Origin of the sequence: Neomoorella stamsii, assembly GCF_002995805.1 — a bacterium.
GTDB classification, from domain to species: Bacteria; Bacillota; DSM-521; order Neomoorellales; family Neomoorellaceae; genus Neomoorella; species Neomoorella stamsii.
Window position 1 is genome coordinate 29,671 of sequence record NZ_PVXL01000019.1, and the last position, 13,849, is coordinate 43,519.

Annotated in this window: 16 protein-coding genes and 2 tRNA genes; 3 read left to right on the top strand and 15 right to left on the bottom strand. The window is 58.0% G+C overall.

Annotated features, from left to right (window positions below):
- Window positions 1-11 precede the first annotated feature (11 nt).
- From MOST_RS02025 to rnhA, 10 genes are all read right to left on the bottom strand, one after another.
- Window positions 12-1,124 carry a Nif3-like dinuclear metal center hexameric protein gene (locus MOST_RS02025; protein ID WP_054935956.1) on the bottom strand — a complete coding sequence of 371 codons (1,113 nt, stop codon included), beginning with the start codon at window positions 1,122-1,124 and terminating at the stop codon, window positions 12-14.
- Window positions 1,097-1,828: a tRNA (adenine(22)-N(1))-methyltransferase gene (locus MOST_RS02030; protein ID WP_054935955.1), complete on the bottom strand. Its 732-nt coding sequence runs from the start codon at window positions 1,826-1,828 to the stop codon at window positions 1,097-1,099. The genes MOST_RS02025 and MOST_RS02030 overlap by 28 nt, the downstream gene beginning before the upstream one ends.
- 116 nt (window positions 1,829-1,944) lie before the next feature.
- A tRNA-Ile gene (locus tag MOST_RS02035) sits at window positions 1,945-2,019 on the bottom strand.
- Between the two features lie 4 nt (window positions 2,020-2,023).
- Window positions 2,024-2,098, bottom strand: a tRNA-Asn gene (locus MOST_RS02040).
- A gap of 112 nt (window positions 2,099-2,210) precedes the next feature.
- Window positions 2,211-3,296: an RNA polymerase sigma factor RpoD gene (gene rpoD, locus MOST_RS02045; RefSeq protein ID WP_054935954.1), complete on the bottom strand. Its 1,086-nt coding sequence runs from the start codon at window positions 3,294-3,296 to the stop codon at window positions 2,211-2,213.
- A 2-nt stretch (window positions 3,297-3,298) separates the two neighbouring features.
- Window positions 3,299-5,122, bottom strand: a complete 1,824-nt coding sequence (gene dnaG, locus MOST_RS02050; protein WP_054935953.1) for a DNA primase — start codon at window positions 5,120-5,122, stop codon at window positions 3,299-3,301.
- Between the two features lie 749 nt (window positions 5,123-5,871).
- The gene (locus tag MOST_RS02060; RefSeq protein WP_054935951.1) at window positions 5,872-6,861 is read right to left on the bottom strand and encodes a deoxyguanosinetriphosphate triphosphohydrolase; all 990 of its coding nucleotides are present in this window, start codon (window positions 6,859-6,861) and stop codon (window positions 5,872-5,874) included.
- A 12-nt stretch (window positions 6,862-6,873) separates the two neighbouring features.
- On the bottom strand, window positions 6,874-7,479 hold the full coding sequence (locus MOST_RS02065; protein ID WP_054935950.1) for a flavodoxin family protein: 606 nt from the start codon (window positions 7,477-7,479) through the stop codon (window positions 6,874-6,876).
- Between the two features lie 103 nt (window positions 7,480-7,582).
- On the bottom strand, window positions 7,583-7,741 hold the full coding sequence (gene rd / locus MOST_RS02070; RefSeq protein ID WP_054935949.1) for a rubredoxin: 159 nt from the start codon (window positions 7,739-7,741) through the stop codon (window positions 7,583-7,585).
- Window positions 7,742-7,865: 124 nt separating this feature from the next.
- Entirely contained in the window at window positions 7,866-8,321 is a 456-nt protein-coding gene (rnhA, locus tag MOST_RS02075) for a ribonuclease HI (protein ID WP_054935948.1), read from the bottom strand.
- A gap of 48 nt (window positions 8,322-8,369) precedes the next feature.
- Here rnhA and MOST_RS02080 point away from each other — a divergent pair, with 48 nt between their 5' ends.
- Window positions 8,370-8,837 (top strand): 2-thiouracil desulfurase family protein, encoded by a 468-nt coding sequence (locus MOST_RS02080; RefSeq protein WP_054935947.1) that lies wholly within the window; start codon window positions 8,370-8,372, stop codon window positions 8,835-8,837.
- Here MOST_RS02080 and MOST_RS02085 read toward each other — a convergent pair.
- Window positions 8,834-9,280, bottom strand: coding sequence for a type II toxin-antitoxin system VapC family toxin (locus tag MOST_RS02085; RefSeq protein ID WP_054935946.1), 447 nt, complete (start codon window positions 9,278-9,280; stop codon window positions 8,834-8,836). The genes MOST_RS02080 and MOST_RS02085 overlap by 4 nt on opposite strands.
- 5 nt (window positions 9,281-9,285) lie before the next feature.
- Entirely contained in the window at window positions 9,286-9,531 is a 246-nt protein-coding gene (locus MOST_RS02090) for an AbrB/MazE/SpoVT family DNA-binding domain-containing protein (protein WP_054935945.1), read from the bottom strand.
- A 347-nt stretch (window positions 9,532-9,878) separates the two neighbouring features.
- On the opposite strand from MOST_RS02090, the gene MOST_RS02095 reads away from it, so the two are divergent.
- Both MOST_RS02095 and MOST_RS02100 read left to right on the top strand, forming a co-directional pair.
- The gene (locus MOST_RS02095) at window positions 9,879-10,727 is read left to right on the top strand and encodes an SDH family Clp fold serine proteinase (RefSeq protein WP_277995679.1); all 849 of its coding nucleotides are present in this window, start codon (window positions 9,879-9,881) and stop codon (window positions 10,725-10,727) included.
- Between the two features lie 57 nt (window positions 10,728-10,784).
- On the top strand, window positions 10,785-10,979 hold the full coding sequence (locus MOST_RS02100) for a hypothetical protein (RefSeq protein ID WP_054935943.1): 195 nt from the start codon (window positions 10,785-10,787) through the stop codon (window positions 10,977-10,979).
- Between the two features lie 193 nt (window positions 10,980-11,172).
- Here the strand turns inward: MOST_RS02100 and MOST_RS02105 are convergent, their stop codons facing one another.
- From MOST_RS02105 to MOST_RS02115, 3 genes are all read right to left on the bottom strand, one after another.
- Window positions 11,173-11,637 carry an Hsp20/alpha crystallin family protein gene (locus MOST_RS02105; RefSeq protein ID WP_054935942.1) on the bottom strand — a complete coding sequence of 155 codons (465 nt, stop codon included), beginning with the start codon at window positions 11,635-11,637 and terminating at the stop codon, window positions 11,173-11,175.
- 61 nt (window positions 11,638-11,698) lie between these two features.
- On the bottom strand, window positions 11,699-12,475 hold the full coding sequence (locus MOST_RS02110) for an Hsp20/alpha crystallin family protein (protein WP_054935941.1): 777 nt from the start codon (window positions 12,473-12,475) through the stop codon (window positions 11,699-11,701).
- Window positions 12,476-12,585: 110 nt separating this feature from the next.
- Window positions 12,586-13,509: an RpnC/YadD family protein gene (locus MOST_RS02115; RefSeq protein WP_054935940.1), complete on the bottom strand. Its 924-nt coding sequence runs from the start codon at window positions 13,507-13,509 to the stop codon at window positions 12,586-12,588.
- Between the last annotated feature and the right edge of the window lie 340 nt (window positions 13,510-13,849).

The window sequence follows — 13,849 nt, forward strand, 5'->3', positions numbered from 1 at the left end:
TCCCCCCGTATTTAGAGTACGTACCAGGGTTCCTGCTCTTTCTGGGAAGCCAGGACCATAACTTCGCGCTCCTGTAATTGTTCCTGCAGGTAGGTCACCAGGGCCGGGACGATGATCCTCTCGGTGGCGAAGTGGCCGGCGTCGATTACCGCCAGGCCTATACCGGCGGCGGCCTGGGCTTCGTGGTACTTTAAATCCCCGGTGACCAGGACGTCAGCCCCGGCAGCCCGGGCGGTGGTCATGACATCGCTACCGGCGCCGCCGCAGGTGGCCACCTTCTTCACCTTGCGTTCCCTGTCCCCCACTACGTTGACCCGGGCTGCCCCCAGGTGTTCCTTCACCTGCCGGGCAAATTCCTCCAGGGACACGACCTGGGGTAAGATTCCAAGGCGGCCGATGCCCCGGGCCGGGCCTTCGTTGGCCAGGGGGTAGATGTCGTAGGCTACTTCTTCGTAAGGGTGGGCCTGCAGCAGGGCCTGGAGGACTTCCTTGAGCCTGCCGGTGGGGATAATGGTCTCCAGGCGGTATTCTTTGACCTCCGTGACCTTCCCTTCCTGGCCGATATAGGGCCGGGTGCCGGCCAGGGGCCGGAAGGTGCCGGTACCGGCCACCCGGAAAGTACAGTCAGAATAATTGCCGATCCAGCCGGCCCCGGCCCGGGTAATGGCTTCCCGCACGACCTTTTCATGGTCCTCGGGCACAAAGGTCACCAGTTTATAGTAATTTTCCCGGTGGGTAGGCAGGAGGACCTGGACATCTTCCAGTTCCAGCTTTACCGCCAGATGGTAGCTGACGCCGAGGTCGGCGCTATCTAAATTGGTATGGGCCGAGTAGACCATGATGTTGTCCTGGATGAGGCGGCGGACCAGCTCGCCCCGGGTTTCGTCAAAGCGTAAGGATTTGAGGGGGCGGAAAAAGAGGGGGTGATGGCTGATAATGAGATTGGCCCCCCGGGCGGCAGCTTCGGCGGCTACCGCCATGGTGACGTCCAGGCAGACCAGGACCCGGCGGACTTCTGCTTCCGGCGAGCCCAGCATGAGACCGACGTTATCCCATTCCGCCGCCAGTTCCGGCGGGGCCAGGGCTTCCATGATGGCTATGATTTCGCCGCATTTGGCAGCCATGCCAGTACCTCCCTTATCTCTTCCAGTTGCCGGCTTAAATCCTCCCGCCGCTCCCGGGCCCGCGTCCCCCGTCCGGCAGCCAGCTGCCGAACGGCTGCTGTTAGTGTTTCCATCTTATGCAAGAGATAACCCCGCAGCAGGGGGTGGCGGCGCTGCAGCAGGAGGGGCCCTATCCTCCACTCCAGGTCGCTGTAGGCCGGGCTCTCACCCTGGCAGGCGACTAGGATGATATAATAATGGCCGGAGTCGTAAACAAGATCTTCGTCGTATAAGTACCAGCCAGTGGAGGCGAGATAGCGGCGCAGTGGCCCGGCCTCCCCCTGGGGCTGGAGGACCAGGCGTTGTAACTTCTGCCGTACTTCCGGCCGGGCGGCGAGGATCCTCTGTTGGGTCAGGGCGCCCAGGCCGGACATGGTTACCGTGTCTACTTCCCCAGGCTTCAGGGGCGTGAGGCCGTCCCCCAGGCGCACTTCAACCCGCCCTTTAAGACCGGCGGCCGCCACGGCGGCCAGGGCGCGCTGGTAAGGACCCGGCGCCGCTTCCACGGCGATCACCCGCCGGCAGCGGCCGCTGCCGGCCAGGTACAGGGGTAGATAGGCGTGGTCGGTGCCGATATCGGCCACGGTGCTGCCGGGCGGGACCAGGGCAGCGACGGCCCGGAGGCGAGCCGGCAAGTGAGAAAAACGGCTAATTTTCCAGGACAAAAGATCCACCTGCCTGCCTGGAGTTCCCGCGAAGCGGTACGGGCAACCATGTAATTAAAAAGGCCAGCACGCTACGGTCACCTCCTGACCTCCGCTGCTGGCCTTATTTCCTTTTTTGGTGGGCCCACCCGGATTCGAACCAGGAACCAACCGGTTATGAGCCGGCAGCTCTACCGTTGAGCTATGGGCCCTTTCTGGCTCCCCGGGCAGGGCTCGAACCTGCAACCACCCGGTTAACAGCCGGGCGCTCTACCATTGAGCTACCGAGGAAAGCCACCTTTTATATTATACCCCGGAATGCCGCCCCGGTCAACAGTCAGATGCCACCTGCTCCTGGCCATTGCCCTGGTGGCGCCAGATAGGCGTCAGCCTCCGGCTCCCGCTATTCCAGATAGTCCTTCAGCTTCTTGCTGCGGCTGGGGTGGCGGAGCTTGCGCAGGGCCTTGGCCTCAATCTGGCGGATGCGTTCCCTGGTGACGCCAAACTCCTGGCCCACTTCTTCCAGGGTGCGCGCCCGCCCGTCATCCAGGCCGAAGCGCAGGCGTAAAACCCGCTTTTCCCTGGGCGTCAGGGAATCCAGGACTTCCTCCAGCTGCTCCCGGAGGAGCATAAAGGAAGCAGCATCGGCCGGTGCCTGGGCGTCCTCGTCTTCGATGAAGTCCCCCAGGTGGCTGTCTTCTTCTTCACCAATGGGTGTCTCCAGGGATACCGGTTCCTGGGCGATTTTCATGATCTCCCGTACCCGCTCCACGGGGACATCCATTTCCCTGGCGATCTCTTCGGGAGTGGGGTCCCGGCCCAGCTCCTGGAGCAGCTGGCGCTGCACCCGGATTAATTTATTGATGGTCTCCACCATGTGCACCGGGATCCTGATGGTCCGCGCCTGGTCGGCAATGGCCCGAGTAATGGCCTGGCGGATCCACCAGGTGGCGTAGGTGCTGAACTTGTAGCCCTTGCGGTAATCGAATTTCTCTACGGCCTTGATTAAACCCAAGTTGCCTTCCTGGATGAGGTCCAAAAACAACATGCCGCGGCCGACGTAGCGTTTGGCGATGCTGACCACCAGGCGTAAGTTTGCTTCGGCCAGGCGGCGCTTGGCCTCTTCATCACCCTGCTCCATCCTCTTGGCCAGCTCGATTTCTTCTTCCGGGGTCAGTAAGGGCACCCGGCCAATTTCCTTCAGGTACATGCGCACCGGGTCGTCGATGGCCACGTTTTCAGGAATCGAAAGATCGAGGTCGCTGTCAACGGCTTCGCCCTCTTCCTTTTCCAGGGCTTCCAGTTCCACCGGTTCAGGCACTACCTCAATCCCCATGTGGCTTAACTGCTCGTAGATATCGTCAATTTGTTCGGGGGAGAGTTCGATTCCCTGAAGGGCATCCATAATCTCGCGATAAGTTAAGGAGCCCTGGCTCTTGCCCTTTTCGATCAGCTCCTTGACTATTTGCTTTTGCTGTTCTTCTTTCACCGCTACTCCCCCCTTCCGGATTTTATCGCTTTGATCGTTTGCTGCAGGTGAAAGATTTGCTCCTGGAGTTCCTGGACCCGGCCGGTGGCGCCGCTGCTTTCCGCCCGGGCCAGGGCGAGTCTTATTTCCCTCTCCTGTTTTTGCAGCTGCAGGAGCCTGTAGAGGATGATTGCTTTCTTGACGGCCCGCTCCTGGACGGGCCCCAGACCGCCGGCCAGGGTGAGCCGGGCAATAAGGGCGTCCCATTCCGGTACCCCCCGGCCGGTTAAAACCCGCATCAGGTCCGGGCCGGCCAGTTCTGGTGCTTCCCGGCGCTTTTCCCGGACAAAGGCAGCAAGGCTCCGGGTCGCCGGGCTCTCCCCCCAGTCTTCTCCCAGTTCGCCGTCAATGGTGGCGGCCAGCCGGGGGCTGGTTAAATAAGCCTGGAGTAAAAACATCTCACCCTGGTTCCTGGCCCGTTGTTCTCCCGGCGACGGGCCTTCCTTCTTTCCTGCCTTTTCTATAGCTCCCCCTGTCCTCCCCGGCCCGGGCGGAGCCTGGTGCAGCGCTCTTAGGATGGCTGCCTCGGATATCCCTGTGTGGCGGCTCAAAAGCCGGATATAGGCTTCCTGCTCGACGGCGTCCTTTACCTGTTGGAGGTAGGGGAGAACGGCGGCCATAATGGCTTTCCGGCCCAGGGGCCGGGTGGGATCGTGTTCGGCTACGGCTTTATTGATGCGAAATTCCATCAGGCCCTGACTTTCTTTTACCAGCTCCTGGAAGGCCGCTGTTCCCCGGGCGGCTAAAAATTCATCGGGGTCCTTGCCTGCCGGCAGCTGCAGGACGCGGACCTGGAGGCCAGCAGCGGCCAGGATGTCCAGGCCCCTCAAGGTGGCGGCTTCCCCCGCGGTATCAGCGTCGTAGGCGATGATTACTTCCCGGGCGTACTTTTTCAGCTCCCGGGCCTGCTCCGGGGTTAAGGCCGTGCCCAGGGAGGCGACCACATTATCAATACCATGCTGCCAGGCGGCGATCATATCCATATACCCTTCGACGAGGATGGCCTGGCCTTTCCGGCGAATACCCGGCAGGGCCAGGTGCAGGCCGTAGAGGTGCCGTCCCTTGTGAAATAAAGCTGTCTCGGGGGAATTTAAATACTTGGGCTCCCCCTCACTTAAGATTCGGCCGCCAAAGCCTATGACCCGGCCGCGGCTGTCTTTAATGGGAAACATGAGCCGCCCCCGGAAGCGGTCGGCCGTCCCCCGGGGCGGCCGGGAGGCGCTCAGCCCTGCCTGGTCAATCTCCCAGGGTGTGAAACCCTGGCGCCGCAGGTAATCTACCAGGGCCGTTCCCGTATCCGGGGCATAACCCAGTTCGAAGAGCCGCGCCGTTTCTCCCTTCACCCCCCGCCGCTGGAGATATAAGCGGGCCGGGGCTGCCACCGGGTGGCGCATGAGAAGGCGATAATAAAAGCTGGCAGCTATTGCCCCCAGCTGGTACAGGCGTTCTTTCCATTCCCGCTCGCGCCTGGCAGCCGGCGATTCGCCGGCGCCGGCCAGGTCGATCCCCACCCTGGCGGCCAGGGTTTTTACTGCTTCGGGAAAGCTGAGGCCATCTTGCTTCATCAAGAAAGCGAAGACATCGCCGCCCGCACCGCAGCCAAAACAGTAAAACATCTGCTTATCAGGGCTGACGGTGAAGGAGGGTGTCTTTTCTTTATGAAAAGGGCAAAGACCGACGTAATTGCGGCCGCTCCTTTTTAGCCTGACATAGCTGCCGATGATTTCGACGATGTCTACCCTGTCTTTTACCTCATCAATCACTTCCTGGCTGAAGGCGGTTGTCATGGACACCACCCCCCGAACCCGGTGTGCTAATACAATTCGCTATCAGAATGAAATATCCTCTTTTTTGAGCCTTATTTTCGCTTTTTCCTATTATTTGTCCCGCTTTACCAGATTATACCTCCACCGCGCTGCATAGTGCCGGGCGGCAGGCGGTAAACTGAGACTTGAAGCAGCACCGGTGGCGGGAACGCCTCGCCATCCGGCATAAAATTAAGGACCGGCGGCAATATAAGATTGGCGGGAGGTGGGAAAGTGGGTAAGACCGTGGCTTTTATTTTAATCGCCCTCATTGGCGGCAGTGCCCTCTATGCCTTTTACCGGGGGGTTATCCTGGCCGTCTTCCAGCCTTATTTTAAAACCCGGCAGTAAGCGGCCGGCAGCGGCGCGTGCCGGGTCGCTTCATGGCAGCCGGGCCAACCGGCACGCGCCCTGGCTTTATTTTGCCGGGCACGGGCCAGGTGGCCTCGAAGCGCTGAAGCCCTGACCCGGGCCGGATGTGGCCGGTTCCCTCCCAGTATAAAATTCACATTGAAGGGTTAAAATACATCCTGGAAGGTGAAGGGAATCCTGCCGCCGCTTCGTCACCGCGCGGATAGCCTGACGAGCGAAGAGATTCCCGGCACCTTCCCATTTTTTATGCCCGGGGACGGCCAGCCCGGGGACCGAGGCAGGCAGGTTCAAAGCGTGGCAGCTTCCGGCCAGCAAACCTGCCCCCCCTTTCTCCCGCTGGCCCGGGCAGTTCCCCATATTCAGGAAGGAAAACCCGTAGGGACAAAGAGCCGGCTATACTGGAGGATGGCATAACGGTCGGTCATGCCGGCAATATAGTCGCAGGCCCGCCGGGCCAGGTCATCACCCGGATGGACGGGTGCGGGCAGTGCTTCCGGGTGCTCCAGGTAGTAAAAGTAGAGTTGTTTTAACAGATTCTTGGCCTTACCTTCCTCCACCTTGGCCGGGGAGCCGATATAAACATTTTTAAAAAGAAAGTCGCGCAAGTTATCCGTGGCCTGCTGGACCGCCGGGCTCATGGCAATGCGGCCCTGCTCCCAGCTATAACGGATTATATCCGTCACCATGGTATCGATGCGCTGGCGGTGGGTACGGCCCAGGATTTTTAAACAATCAGCCGGGAGCCGCTCCTGGGTGATGATGCCGGCCCGCAGGGCGTCGTCAATATCATGGTTGATGTAGGCAATGCGGTCGGCATAGCAGATAATCTGGCCTTCCAGGGTCTGGGGTTTGACCGGGCCGGTATGGTGGGCAATGCCGTCCCGGACTTCCCAGGTGAGGTTAAGGCCGCGGCCGCCTTCCAGGACTTCTACCACCCGCAGGCTCTGCAGGTTGTGCTTAAACCCCCCCGGCACCACTTCGTTTAAGGCTTCCTCCCCGGAGTGGCCGAAGGGGGTATGGCCCAGGTCGTGGCCCAGGGCAATGGCCTCGGCCAGGTCTTCATTGAGGCGCAGGGCCCGGGCAATGGTGCGGCTGATCTGGGCTACCTCCAGGGTGTGGGTCAGGCGGGTGCGGTAATGGTCCCCCTCCGGGGCGATAAAAACCTGGGTTTTATGCTTCAGGCGCCGGAAGGCTTTGCAGTGGATAATCCGGTCGCGGTCACGCTGGTATTCGGTGCGAATGGGGCAGGGCTCCTCCGGTACTTGACGGCCCCTGGTACGGCTGCTTAAACTCGCCAGGGGGCTCAAGATGGCTTCTTCCCGCTGTTCAGCTTCTACCCGCAGGAGCATACCCTCACCCCCTTAGCCGCGGTGCTGGCGCAGGGCCATGGTGGCCGCCGCTACCTCGGCCAGGCGCTTACCCGTAAGGCGTACCCTGGCAACGGCAAAATCGTCGCCCTGGGCCGGGGCCTGGCCGCAGCTGCCCTGGTGTCCGCAGTCGGCCTCGCTAAAGCCGTCGCCGACAATCATCATGCCCTGGATGAGCATCATGTCAAAAAGGGCCTTCAGGGTCGTTTCCTGGCCGCCAAAACGGCTGCCGCCCACGGTAACCCCGGCACCGACGACGTTATACAGGGCCTTTTCTTTGCGTAAGATGCGGCTTTTATCCCAGAAGGCCTTGAGCTGGGCCGAGACGCTGCCGAAGTAAACCGGGCTGCCTATGAGGATCCCGTCGGCCCGCCGCAGGAGGTCATAGGCTTCCCCCAGGCCGTTGTTGCGGGAACAGGCCCCCTGGCAGGGGCTGCTGCACTGGGTACAGTAAGGGATCTTCTGGCCGGCCAGGGCCTCGGCTATATGGATCAGGGCCGTCTCCGCCCCGGCGGCAGCGGCTGCTGCCAGCCCTTCCCGCACCAGGAAGGCGGTGTTGCCTTCTTTTTTGGGGCTGCCGTTGATGCCAACGATTAGCATAAACCAATTCTCCTTTTGTATAAAATATTCCTTGCTCCAACGAACTGCTCGCCCGTTCCCAAGATATATTAAAGGCGGCGCTGGCAGCGCCGCCCGTAACTGGCTACAGGGGTTCAAAGTTTTCTTTGCCCAAGCCGCAGTTAGGGCAGACCCAATCCCCGGGCAGGTCTTCAAAGGCCGTCCCAGGGGCAATGCCGCCGGCCGTGTCGCCTTCTGCCGGGTCATAGACATAGCCGCAAGCTGTACAGGACCATTTGCCCATTTAGAGCCCTCCTTTCATAAGAAATCATCACGCCCGCCAGGAACTGGCGCGGCCAGGCGCGCCGGCGAGAAGCGTGGGACCCTCTGATGGTCTTCTGGCTAAGTATAGCTATTAGTATTCGCTATCAAGATGGAAATTCCTGCTTCAGCAGCCGGGCAATTGCGGCCCGGGCCAGCTCGTCGCAGCGGTTATTTTCAGCATTATCGCTGTGGCCTTTGACCTTCAACCATTCCACCCGGTGGCGGGCGGTAAGCTGCAGCAGTTCCCGCCACAGGTCCTGGTTTTCCACCGGTTCTTTTTTGACCGTCTGCCAGCCGTTCCTCTGCCAGCGGTCCAGCCACCCCTGGCGAAAGGCGTTGACGAGATAGGCGCTGTCGCTGTAGAGGCGGACGCGGCAGGGCTCCTTCAGGGCCTTCAGGGCGGCGATGGCCGCGGTGATCTCCATGCGCTGGTTGGTGGTCCGGGCCTCAGCCCCGGAAATCTCTTTACGTTTATCACCGTAGATCAGGACGGCGCCCCAGCCCCCGGGACCGGGGTTACCGGAACAGGCGCCGTCGGTGTAGATGGTTACTTCTTTCATTGATCTGCTCCTTAAAATACAGTTAAAATTTACAAAGGGTGATGTTTAATGGCCGAGATACTGGTCAGCGCCTGCCTGGCAGGCGAGAAGTGTAAATACAGCGGCGGCCACAACCTGGTGCCGGCCATTGCCGAACTGGTACGCCGGGGCAAGGCCGTGCCTGTCTGCCCGGAAGCCCTGGGGGGCTTAACCATCCCCCGCCCGCCGGCGGAAATACGGGGCGGCGACGGGTATGATGTCCTGGCCGGCAGAGCCCGGGTGCTGGATAAAGAAGGCCGGGATGTGACGGCTGCCTTCCTCCGCGGTGCGACGGCCACCCTGGCTAAGGCCCGGGAGATCGCTGCCGAGCTGGTGGTTTTGAAAGAAAAAAGCCCCTCCTGCGGCAGTAAATTAATCTATGACGGCACCTTTACCGGCACTGCCCGCCCCGGCCCCGGCGTAACGGCGGCCCTGTTGCAGCAACACGGTTTCAAGGTAATAAGTGAGGGGGAAATTTACCAGGTATTCTTACGCTAATAGGTTTCCTTTTTCCTGGGCAAAGGTTTTATTTTAATCACCTCTTCCGGCAATACATCAAATTCGGGGTCACCGCTTACAAGATAAGCGTTAAGTTCCCGGGCCAGGCTTACGGCAAAGGCATCGGCATATGATATCGGGTACTTGGCTTTTATATCACCGGCAGCCAGCACCTGTTTTGCAGATGGCTCACTTAATCTTACCGGCCAGGCCATAATTAAATCCACGGCGGCAGCAGCTAATTCTTTACCCTTTTCACGCTGGATAATATAATAAGTTTCACCGAGGTTAATCCAGGAAAGATATAAATTAACAGTTCCATCTCTCGCTTCATACAACAATTCTTTCACAATTTCAGCCCCGTGTTCATCTTTTAAATAGCAGAGTAAGGCATAACTATCTAGAACATAGTTTTTTATATGATTTGTCTTCTGATCACCCATCTGGCTTACCCCTTCTTTGATTCTAGTTTCAATTCTTCCCGGCGATATTCCCGCATTAACTCCTCGGCAGTTCTAGTAGTTTTTAGAATACCTTTGGCAGCCTGGATAGGGTCATCAGGTATGGGGGTTAAAAGTAATTTCCCTTGCATTTCTTCAAAAAGTATTACAGTATTTGGCTTTAAACCCAGTTTATTGCGTAATCTTTTGGGTATAACTACCTGCCCCCGGGTAGATATTTTCCCTAACGACATGACGAAGCCTCCTTTTATCTTATTGTCATATTAATTTTACAGCTCTTCTTAGCCGATGTCTACAATGAAAGTCTTTTCTTTTACCCTTGGATTGAAATTCTTACTGGGGTAACCCCTTACGAGCCGCTCCAAGAAGGTGTTTTTCATCTCCCGGCGGGAAATACTATCTTTAACCCCGCTATAGGAGGGCGATACCCATCGGAAGGGCTGAACGCCTGCCGCTTCTGCAACAGATCGAAGCTGAACGCCAGGCGGCTGTTATCTGCTATTTTACCGGCGACCGGGAAAACCTGGGTACCCGGATAGCTCCCGATGTTATCCGGGTTTTTTACCGCCACCTCCTGGCCCTGGGGCCGCGGCCCCGGCTCGATCTCTTCCTTTATACCCGCGGCGGCGATGTCCTGACCCCCTGGCGCCTGGTGAATCTTCTGCGGGAATTTACTCCCTACCTTAGCGTCCTGGTGCCCTTTCGCGCTGCCAGTGCCGGTACCCTCCTTTGCCTGGGGGCCAATGAGATCGTCATGGGTCCCCTGGGTGAGCTGGGGCCCATCGATCCCAGTGTGGCCAATGCCTTTAACCCGGAGGATCCCCATAACCCGGTGGCCCGCCTGCCGGTCAGCGTGGAAGATGTCATGGCCTATCTTTCCCTGGCCCGGGAGATTGCCGGCCTGGAAAGTGAAGGGAGCCTGGCCGGGGTGTTTAACCGCCTGGTGGACAAAGTTCACCCCCTGGCCCTGGGCAATGTGCACCGCAACTACGCCCTGATTCGTTCCCTGGCCAGGAAGCTGCTGGAGCTGCACATGCCGGGTGAGGAGCGGGATCGCGTTGAAGATATCATCAAGAACCTGACGGAAAGGCTCTATGCCCACAACCACATGATTTCCCGGCGGGAGGCCGTGCAGGACATCAAGCTCCATGTTACCGCACCCTCAGCCAGGCTGGAAGACCTCATGTGGCAGCTCTACCTCGACTATGAAGCTGATTTAAAGCTCCTGGAACCCTTTAACCCGGCCGCCCTCTTAAAACCCCAGGAATACTCGGTGGAATTTGAGGCTACCGGCGGCATCATTGAAAGTATTCCCTGCCTGGATGCCTTCGTCTTTAACGGCACCATAACCAGGGAAAGCCAGCCCCGGGAAGGCGCCCCGCCGGTTAACGTCACCTTTACCCGCCAGGGCTGGCGCCAGTTGATTTGATGCTTCGCAGTGCCAGCGGAGCGAGCAGGGGAACGGAAAGGATGGAGCAAGAAGCGTATGAACAGGCTGGATGGTTTTAACATGCCAGAGCCCAACTGGGCCCGGCCTAATATCCGGGTCATCCCGGCCCGCAATCCCTACCGCGCCCTGACGACTTCCTCAGGTTACCCGGCTGCCTTCGGGGCTCCTGTCAGCGGTAGCTACCTGGTCATCCGGGACGACCAGGAAAACAGCAGCAGCTGGCCTTTATAGACCAGCTGCTGTTTTTATGATGTGAGAAGTGAGAGTTGGGACGTGGGAGCTGCGGAGGAACTGGCTTCACCAGTTTCGGATTAAAGCTGCCCACTTCTGCATTTTCCACTAGTTGCAGGGGCAATGCAGTAGTATATAAGGACTCGTCATGAGTGTCTCTTATAGTAATTGATCGGAAGGGGCCGCCTTCGTTCTAGATTAAAGGAGTGCGCCCCGGGGACCCGGGCTGGTTGCCTTCCGGGTTGCCCGGCCCCTGCTGGGACGCCGGCGCTTGCACGTTGATGGCTATCTGCCTACCGCGGGCTGTTTTGGGAAAACGCACCGTCAGAAGGCCCTGGTTGAAACTGGCTGCCGCCTTTTCGGCATCTATTTCCGGTGACAGGGGCAGGAAGCGGTAGAACCTTCCTGCCGGCCACTCCTGGTAACGGTAGACGTACTGGCCGCCATCAGGCAGGGAAGCGTTGCCTTCAATCTCCAGGGCCTGCTGGCGGACCTCTACCCGGACATTTTCTGGCCGGGCTCCGGGGATAGCAAATATGTAGATCAGGTCATTATTGCTTTCCAGGACATCAACTGGCGGTACAAACCCATCAGCCGGGGTAGCCATCCACCCGGGCGGCATCATTGCCGGTACAGACCAGTTCTGCGGCTGGAGCATTTTAATTCACCTCGAGAGTAAGATTGGGATGGAAGCAGGCCTGGATTTGACTTAAGCTTAACTAACCGGTCACGTTCACCTTGACCCGCCGCCGGGCAGTGAGGTCCGATTTCGGCAGGCGGGCTTCCAGGATGCCGTTGCTGTAGGTGGCATCGACATGCTCCGCCCGCACCGAGCACGGCAGGGCAACGGTCCGGTGCAGGCTGGTGGTCATGCCACCGGAGATTGCCAGGGCGGAAATGCTTAAAGAATCGTCGGTTACAGTAAGCTGCAGGTTGTTGGGATTGATATTGGGCAGTTCCGCAGTGACCACAACGTCGCTGTTGGTTTCCGCCAGCTCGATGCGGGGCTGGATCATCCCGGTGGTCGGGGCAATAGTGCTGGACACGGGCATGCCACCCATCATCCCGAAGAAACCGGTGGTCATGGGCTGGCCCATACCCATGGATACAGGGTTAATACCGCCCATGAGGCCGGGAAAACCGGTACTCAGGGGGTGAGCCATACCCATAGCCATAGGGCTTATCCCACCCAGGAACCCACCGGGCTGGCCGGAGGCCAGAGGCAGGTTCAAGCCGCTGATCACGGGTTGCCCGAAACCGCCCCAGTACTGCCCCATGCCGGAAAACGGCCCGGCCTGGATGTCCGTATGCCATCCCAGGGCCGGGTTGTAGCTAAGGCTCACGGCCGGATAGCCGGTTCCGGCCCCGGCCCGCCAGCCCGATGCCGTGGGCACAAAGCTGTAATTGATAACCGCGCTGCCGGGGAAGCCGGAAAAACCGCCAAAACCGCTCTGCATCCCCATTCCCAGACCAGGATTGATGTTGTTGATGTACATGTAACTACCTCCCGTTTGGCCCTGCTTCCATCCGGGGAATATTATGACCCTCCCGGCCGGGAAATATGTAAGCCCGCCTGGCAAACAGGCGGGCTGCCATCATCTAAACTTTAAACCTGACCAAGAATTTTTTCAAATTCCTCCAGGGAGTTCACCTTGAGGCTCATCTTGAATAATGACTTCAGCGCGGCTGAATCATCTATCTCCTCCAGCTTCTTGCCAATACCAGATCGCAGGACGCCAAAACGTTCTTCCAGGACGTCAAGGATACTATCCCTTAATGCCTCAATCCTGCCCTTTGCCAGTCCTTTTTCCAGTCCTTCTTCTAAACCTTTTTCCATGCCATCCCTGAGGCCTTTTTGTAAGCCTTCATTATACCATTCCTGGACAAAGCTGGATTCCTTAAGTAGCATTTTAAATTCCTCCCGGAAGATATTGAGCAAAATTTCCCTGTCAAAATAACGTTCCGCGACTGATATGGCTACCGACAGGCTGTCGGCTCGCCGTTTGATGTCTTTTTCCTCAAGGATCAATTTCCTGGTATACTCAAGAAGAGCCAGGTCTCTATTATCTTTTAGTAAGACCAGCAAGGGCGCCAGTTCTTTAAGTTTACCGCCGGCTATATCCTGCTCATAATCCCACAGTTTGATTACCTGATAGGTAAAGCTGCTGACTACTTTATTGTTAACCTCGACTATGTAGGCATCAGGTAGCCGGCGATAATTCCTTTTCTCGAGGTAAATGACTACCGGGATCACCGGCAGGCCGTAACTCTCGGTCAAATAGGCGCTGTATTTAAAAATGCGTACAGGCACTTCTTTTTCATGGCGTAACTGGAATTCCAGGTGCAGGAGGTACTTGTTGTCGTTTTGCTCTATTTCGTAGACAAAATCGAGCCTTTTCTCCGGGATATTGATTTCCGGGTTTTCCAGGGTTTGATATTCCCAGCCGGTGTCTTTACCTAAAACAAGTTTGATAAAAGTTTCTGGATATTGCCTGGCCAGTACCTTGATGCTGCGATCTATTACCTGCATAGGGTTTCTCCTCGGAAGTTTTCTCTGGAATAAAATTATAACATATCGTAGGCTGGAACTCACTAAAAATTGGGTATAACACCAAAACGTTCACTTAGAATATCAATAATGTCTTTCCGCAAGGTTTCAAGCTCACCTTCTGATATGGAAGGGCCTTGTCAAGCCCCTCCGAAATTTTTTTGCGAAACCTGTTTTAGGGACAGAAATATCCACCCCACTGCTTAAGGCAGCAATCAAAGTTGGACGTCTACGGATTTTAACTCTTTCCGCCCGGCTCTGGCAGCCCCATCCTGGGCGGGGAGCAAGCCTGTCAAGGGCCGCGTAGCGGGCCGCAGGCTTT

Excerpts from the sequence above, each read along its gene's own strand:
- MOST_RS02025 (WP_054935956.1), bottom strand. The coding sequence starts at position 1,124 with ATGGCTGCCAAATGCGGCGAAATCATAGCCATCATGGAAGCCCTGGCC.
- dnaG (WP_054935953.1), bottom strand. The coding sequence starts at position 5,122 with ATGACAACCGCCTTCAGCCAGGAAGTGATTGATGAGGTAAAAGACAGG.
- MOST_RS02060 (WP_054935951.1), bottom strand. The coding sequence starts at position 6,861 with ATGCTCCTGCGGGTAGAAGCTGAACAGCGGGAAGAAGCCATCTTGAGC.
- MOST_RS02065 (WP_054935950.1), bottom strand. The coding sequence starts at position 7,479 with ATGCTAATCGTTGGCATCAACGGCAGCCCCAAAAAAGAAGGCAACACC.
- rd (WP_054935949.1), bottom strand. The coding sequence starts at position 7,741 with ATGGGCAAATGGTCCTGTACAGCTTGCGGCTATGTCTATGACCCGGCA.
- rnhA (WP_054935948.1), bottom strand. The coding sequence starts at position 8,321 with ATGAAAGAAGTAACCATCTACACCGACGGCGCCTGTTCCGGTAACCCC.
- MOST_RS02080 (WP_054935947.1), top strand. The coding sequence starts at position 8,370 with ATGGCCGAGATACTGGTCAGCGCCTGCCTGGCAGGCGAGAAGTGTAAA.
- MOST_RS02085 (WP_054935946.1), bottom strand. The coding sequence starts at position 9,280 with ATGGGTGATCAGAAGACAAATCATATAAAAAACTATGTTCTAGATAGT.
- MOST_RS02090 (WP_054935945.1), bottom strand. The coding sequence starts at position 9,531 with ATGTCGTTAGGGAAAATATCTACCCGGGGGCAGGTAGTTATACCCAAA.
- MOST_RS02100 (WP_054935943.1), top strand. The coding sequence starts at position 10,785 with ATGAACAGGCTGGATGGTTTTAACATGCCAGAGCCCAACTGGGCCCGG.
- MOST_RS02105 (WP_054935942.1), bottom strand. The coding sequence starts at position 11,637 with ATGCTCCAGCCGCAGAACTGGTCTGTACCGGCAATGATGCCGCCCGGG.
- MOST_RS02110 (WP_054935941.1), bottom strand. The coding sequence starts at position 12,475 with ATGTACATCAACAACATCAATCCTGGTCTGGGAATGGGGATGCAGAGC.
- MOST_RS02115 (WP_054935940.1), bottom strand. The coding sequence starts at position 13,509 with ATGCAGGTAATAGATCGCAGCATCAAGGTACTGGCCAGGCAATATCCA.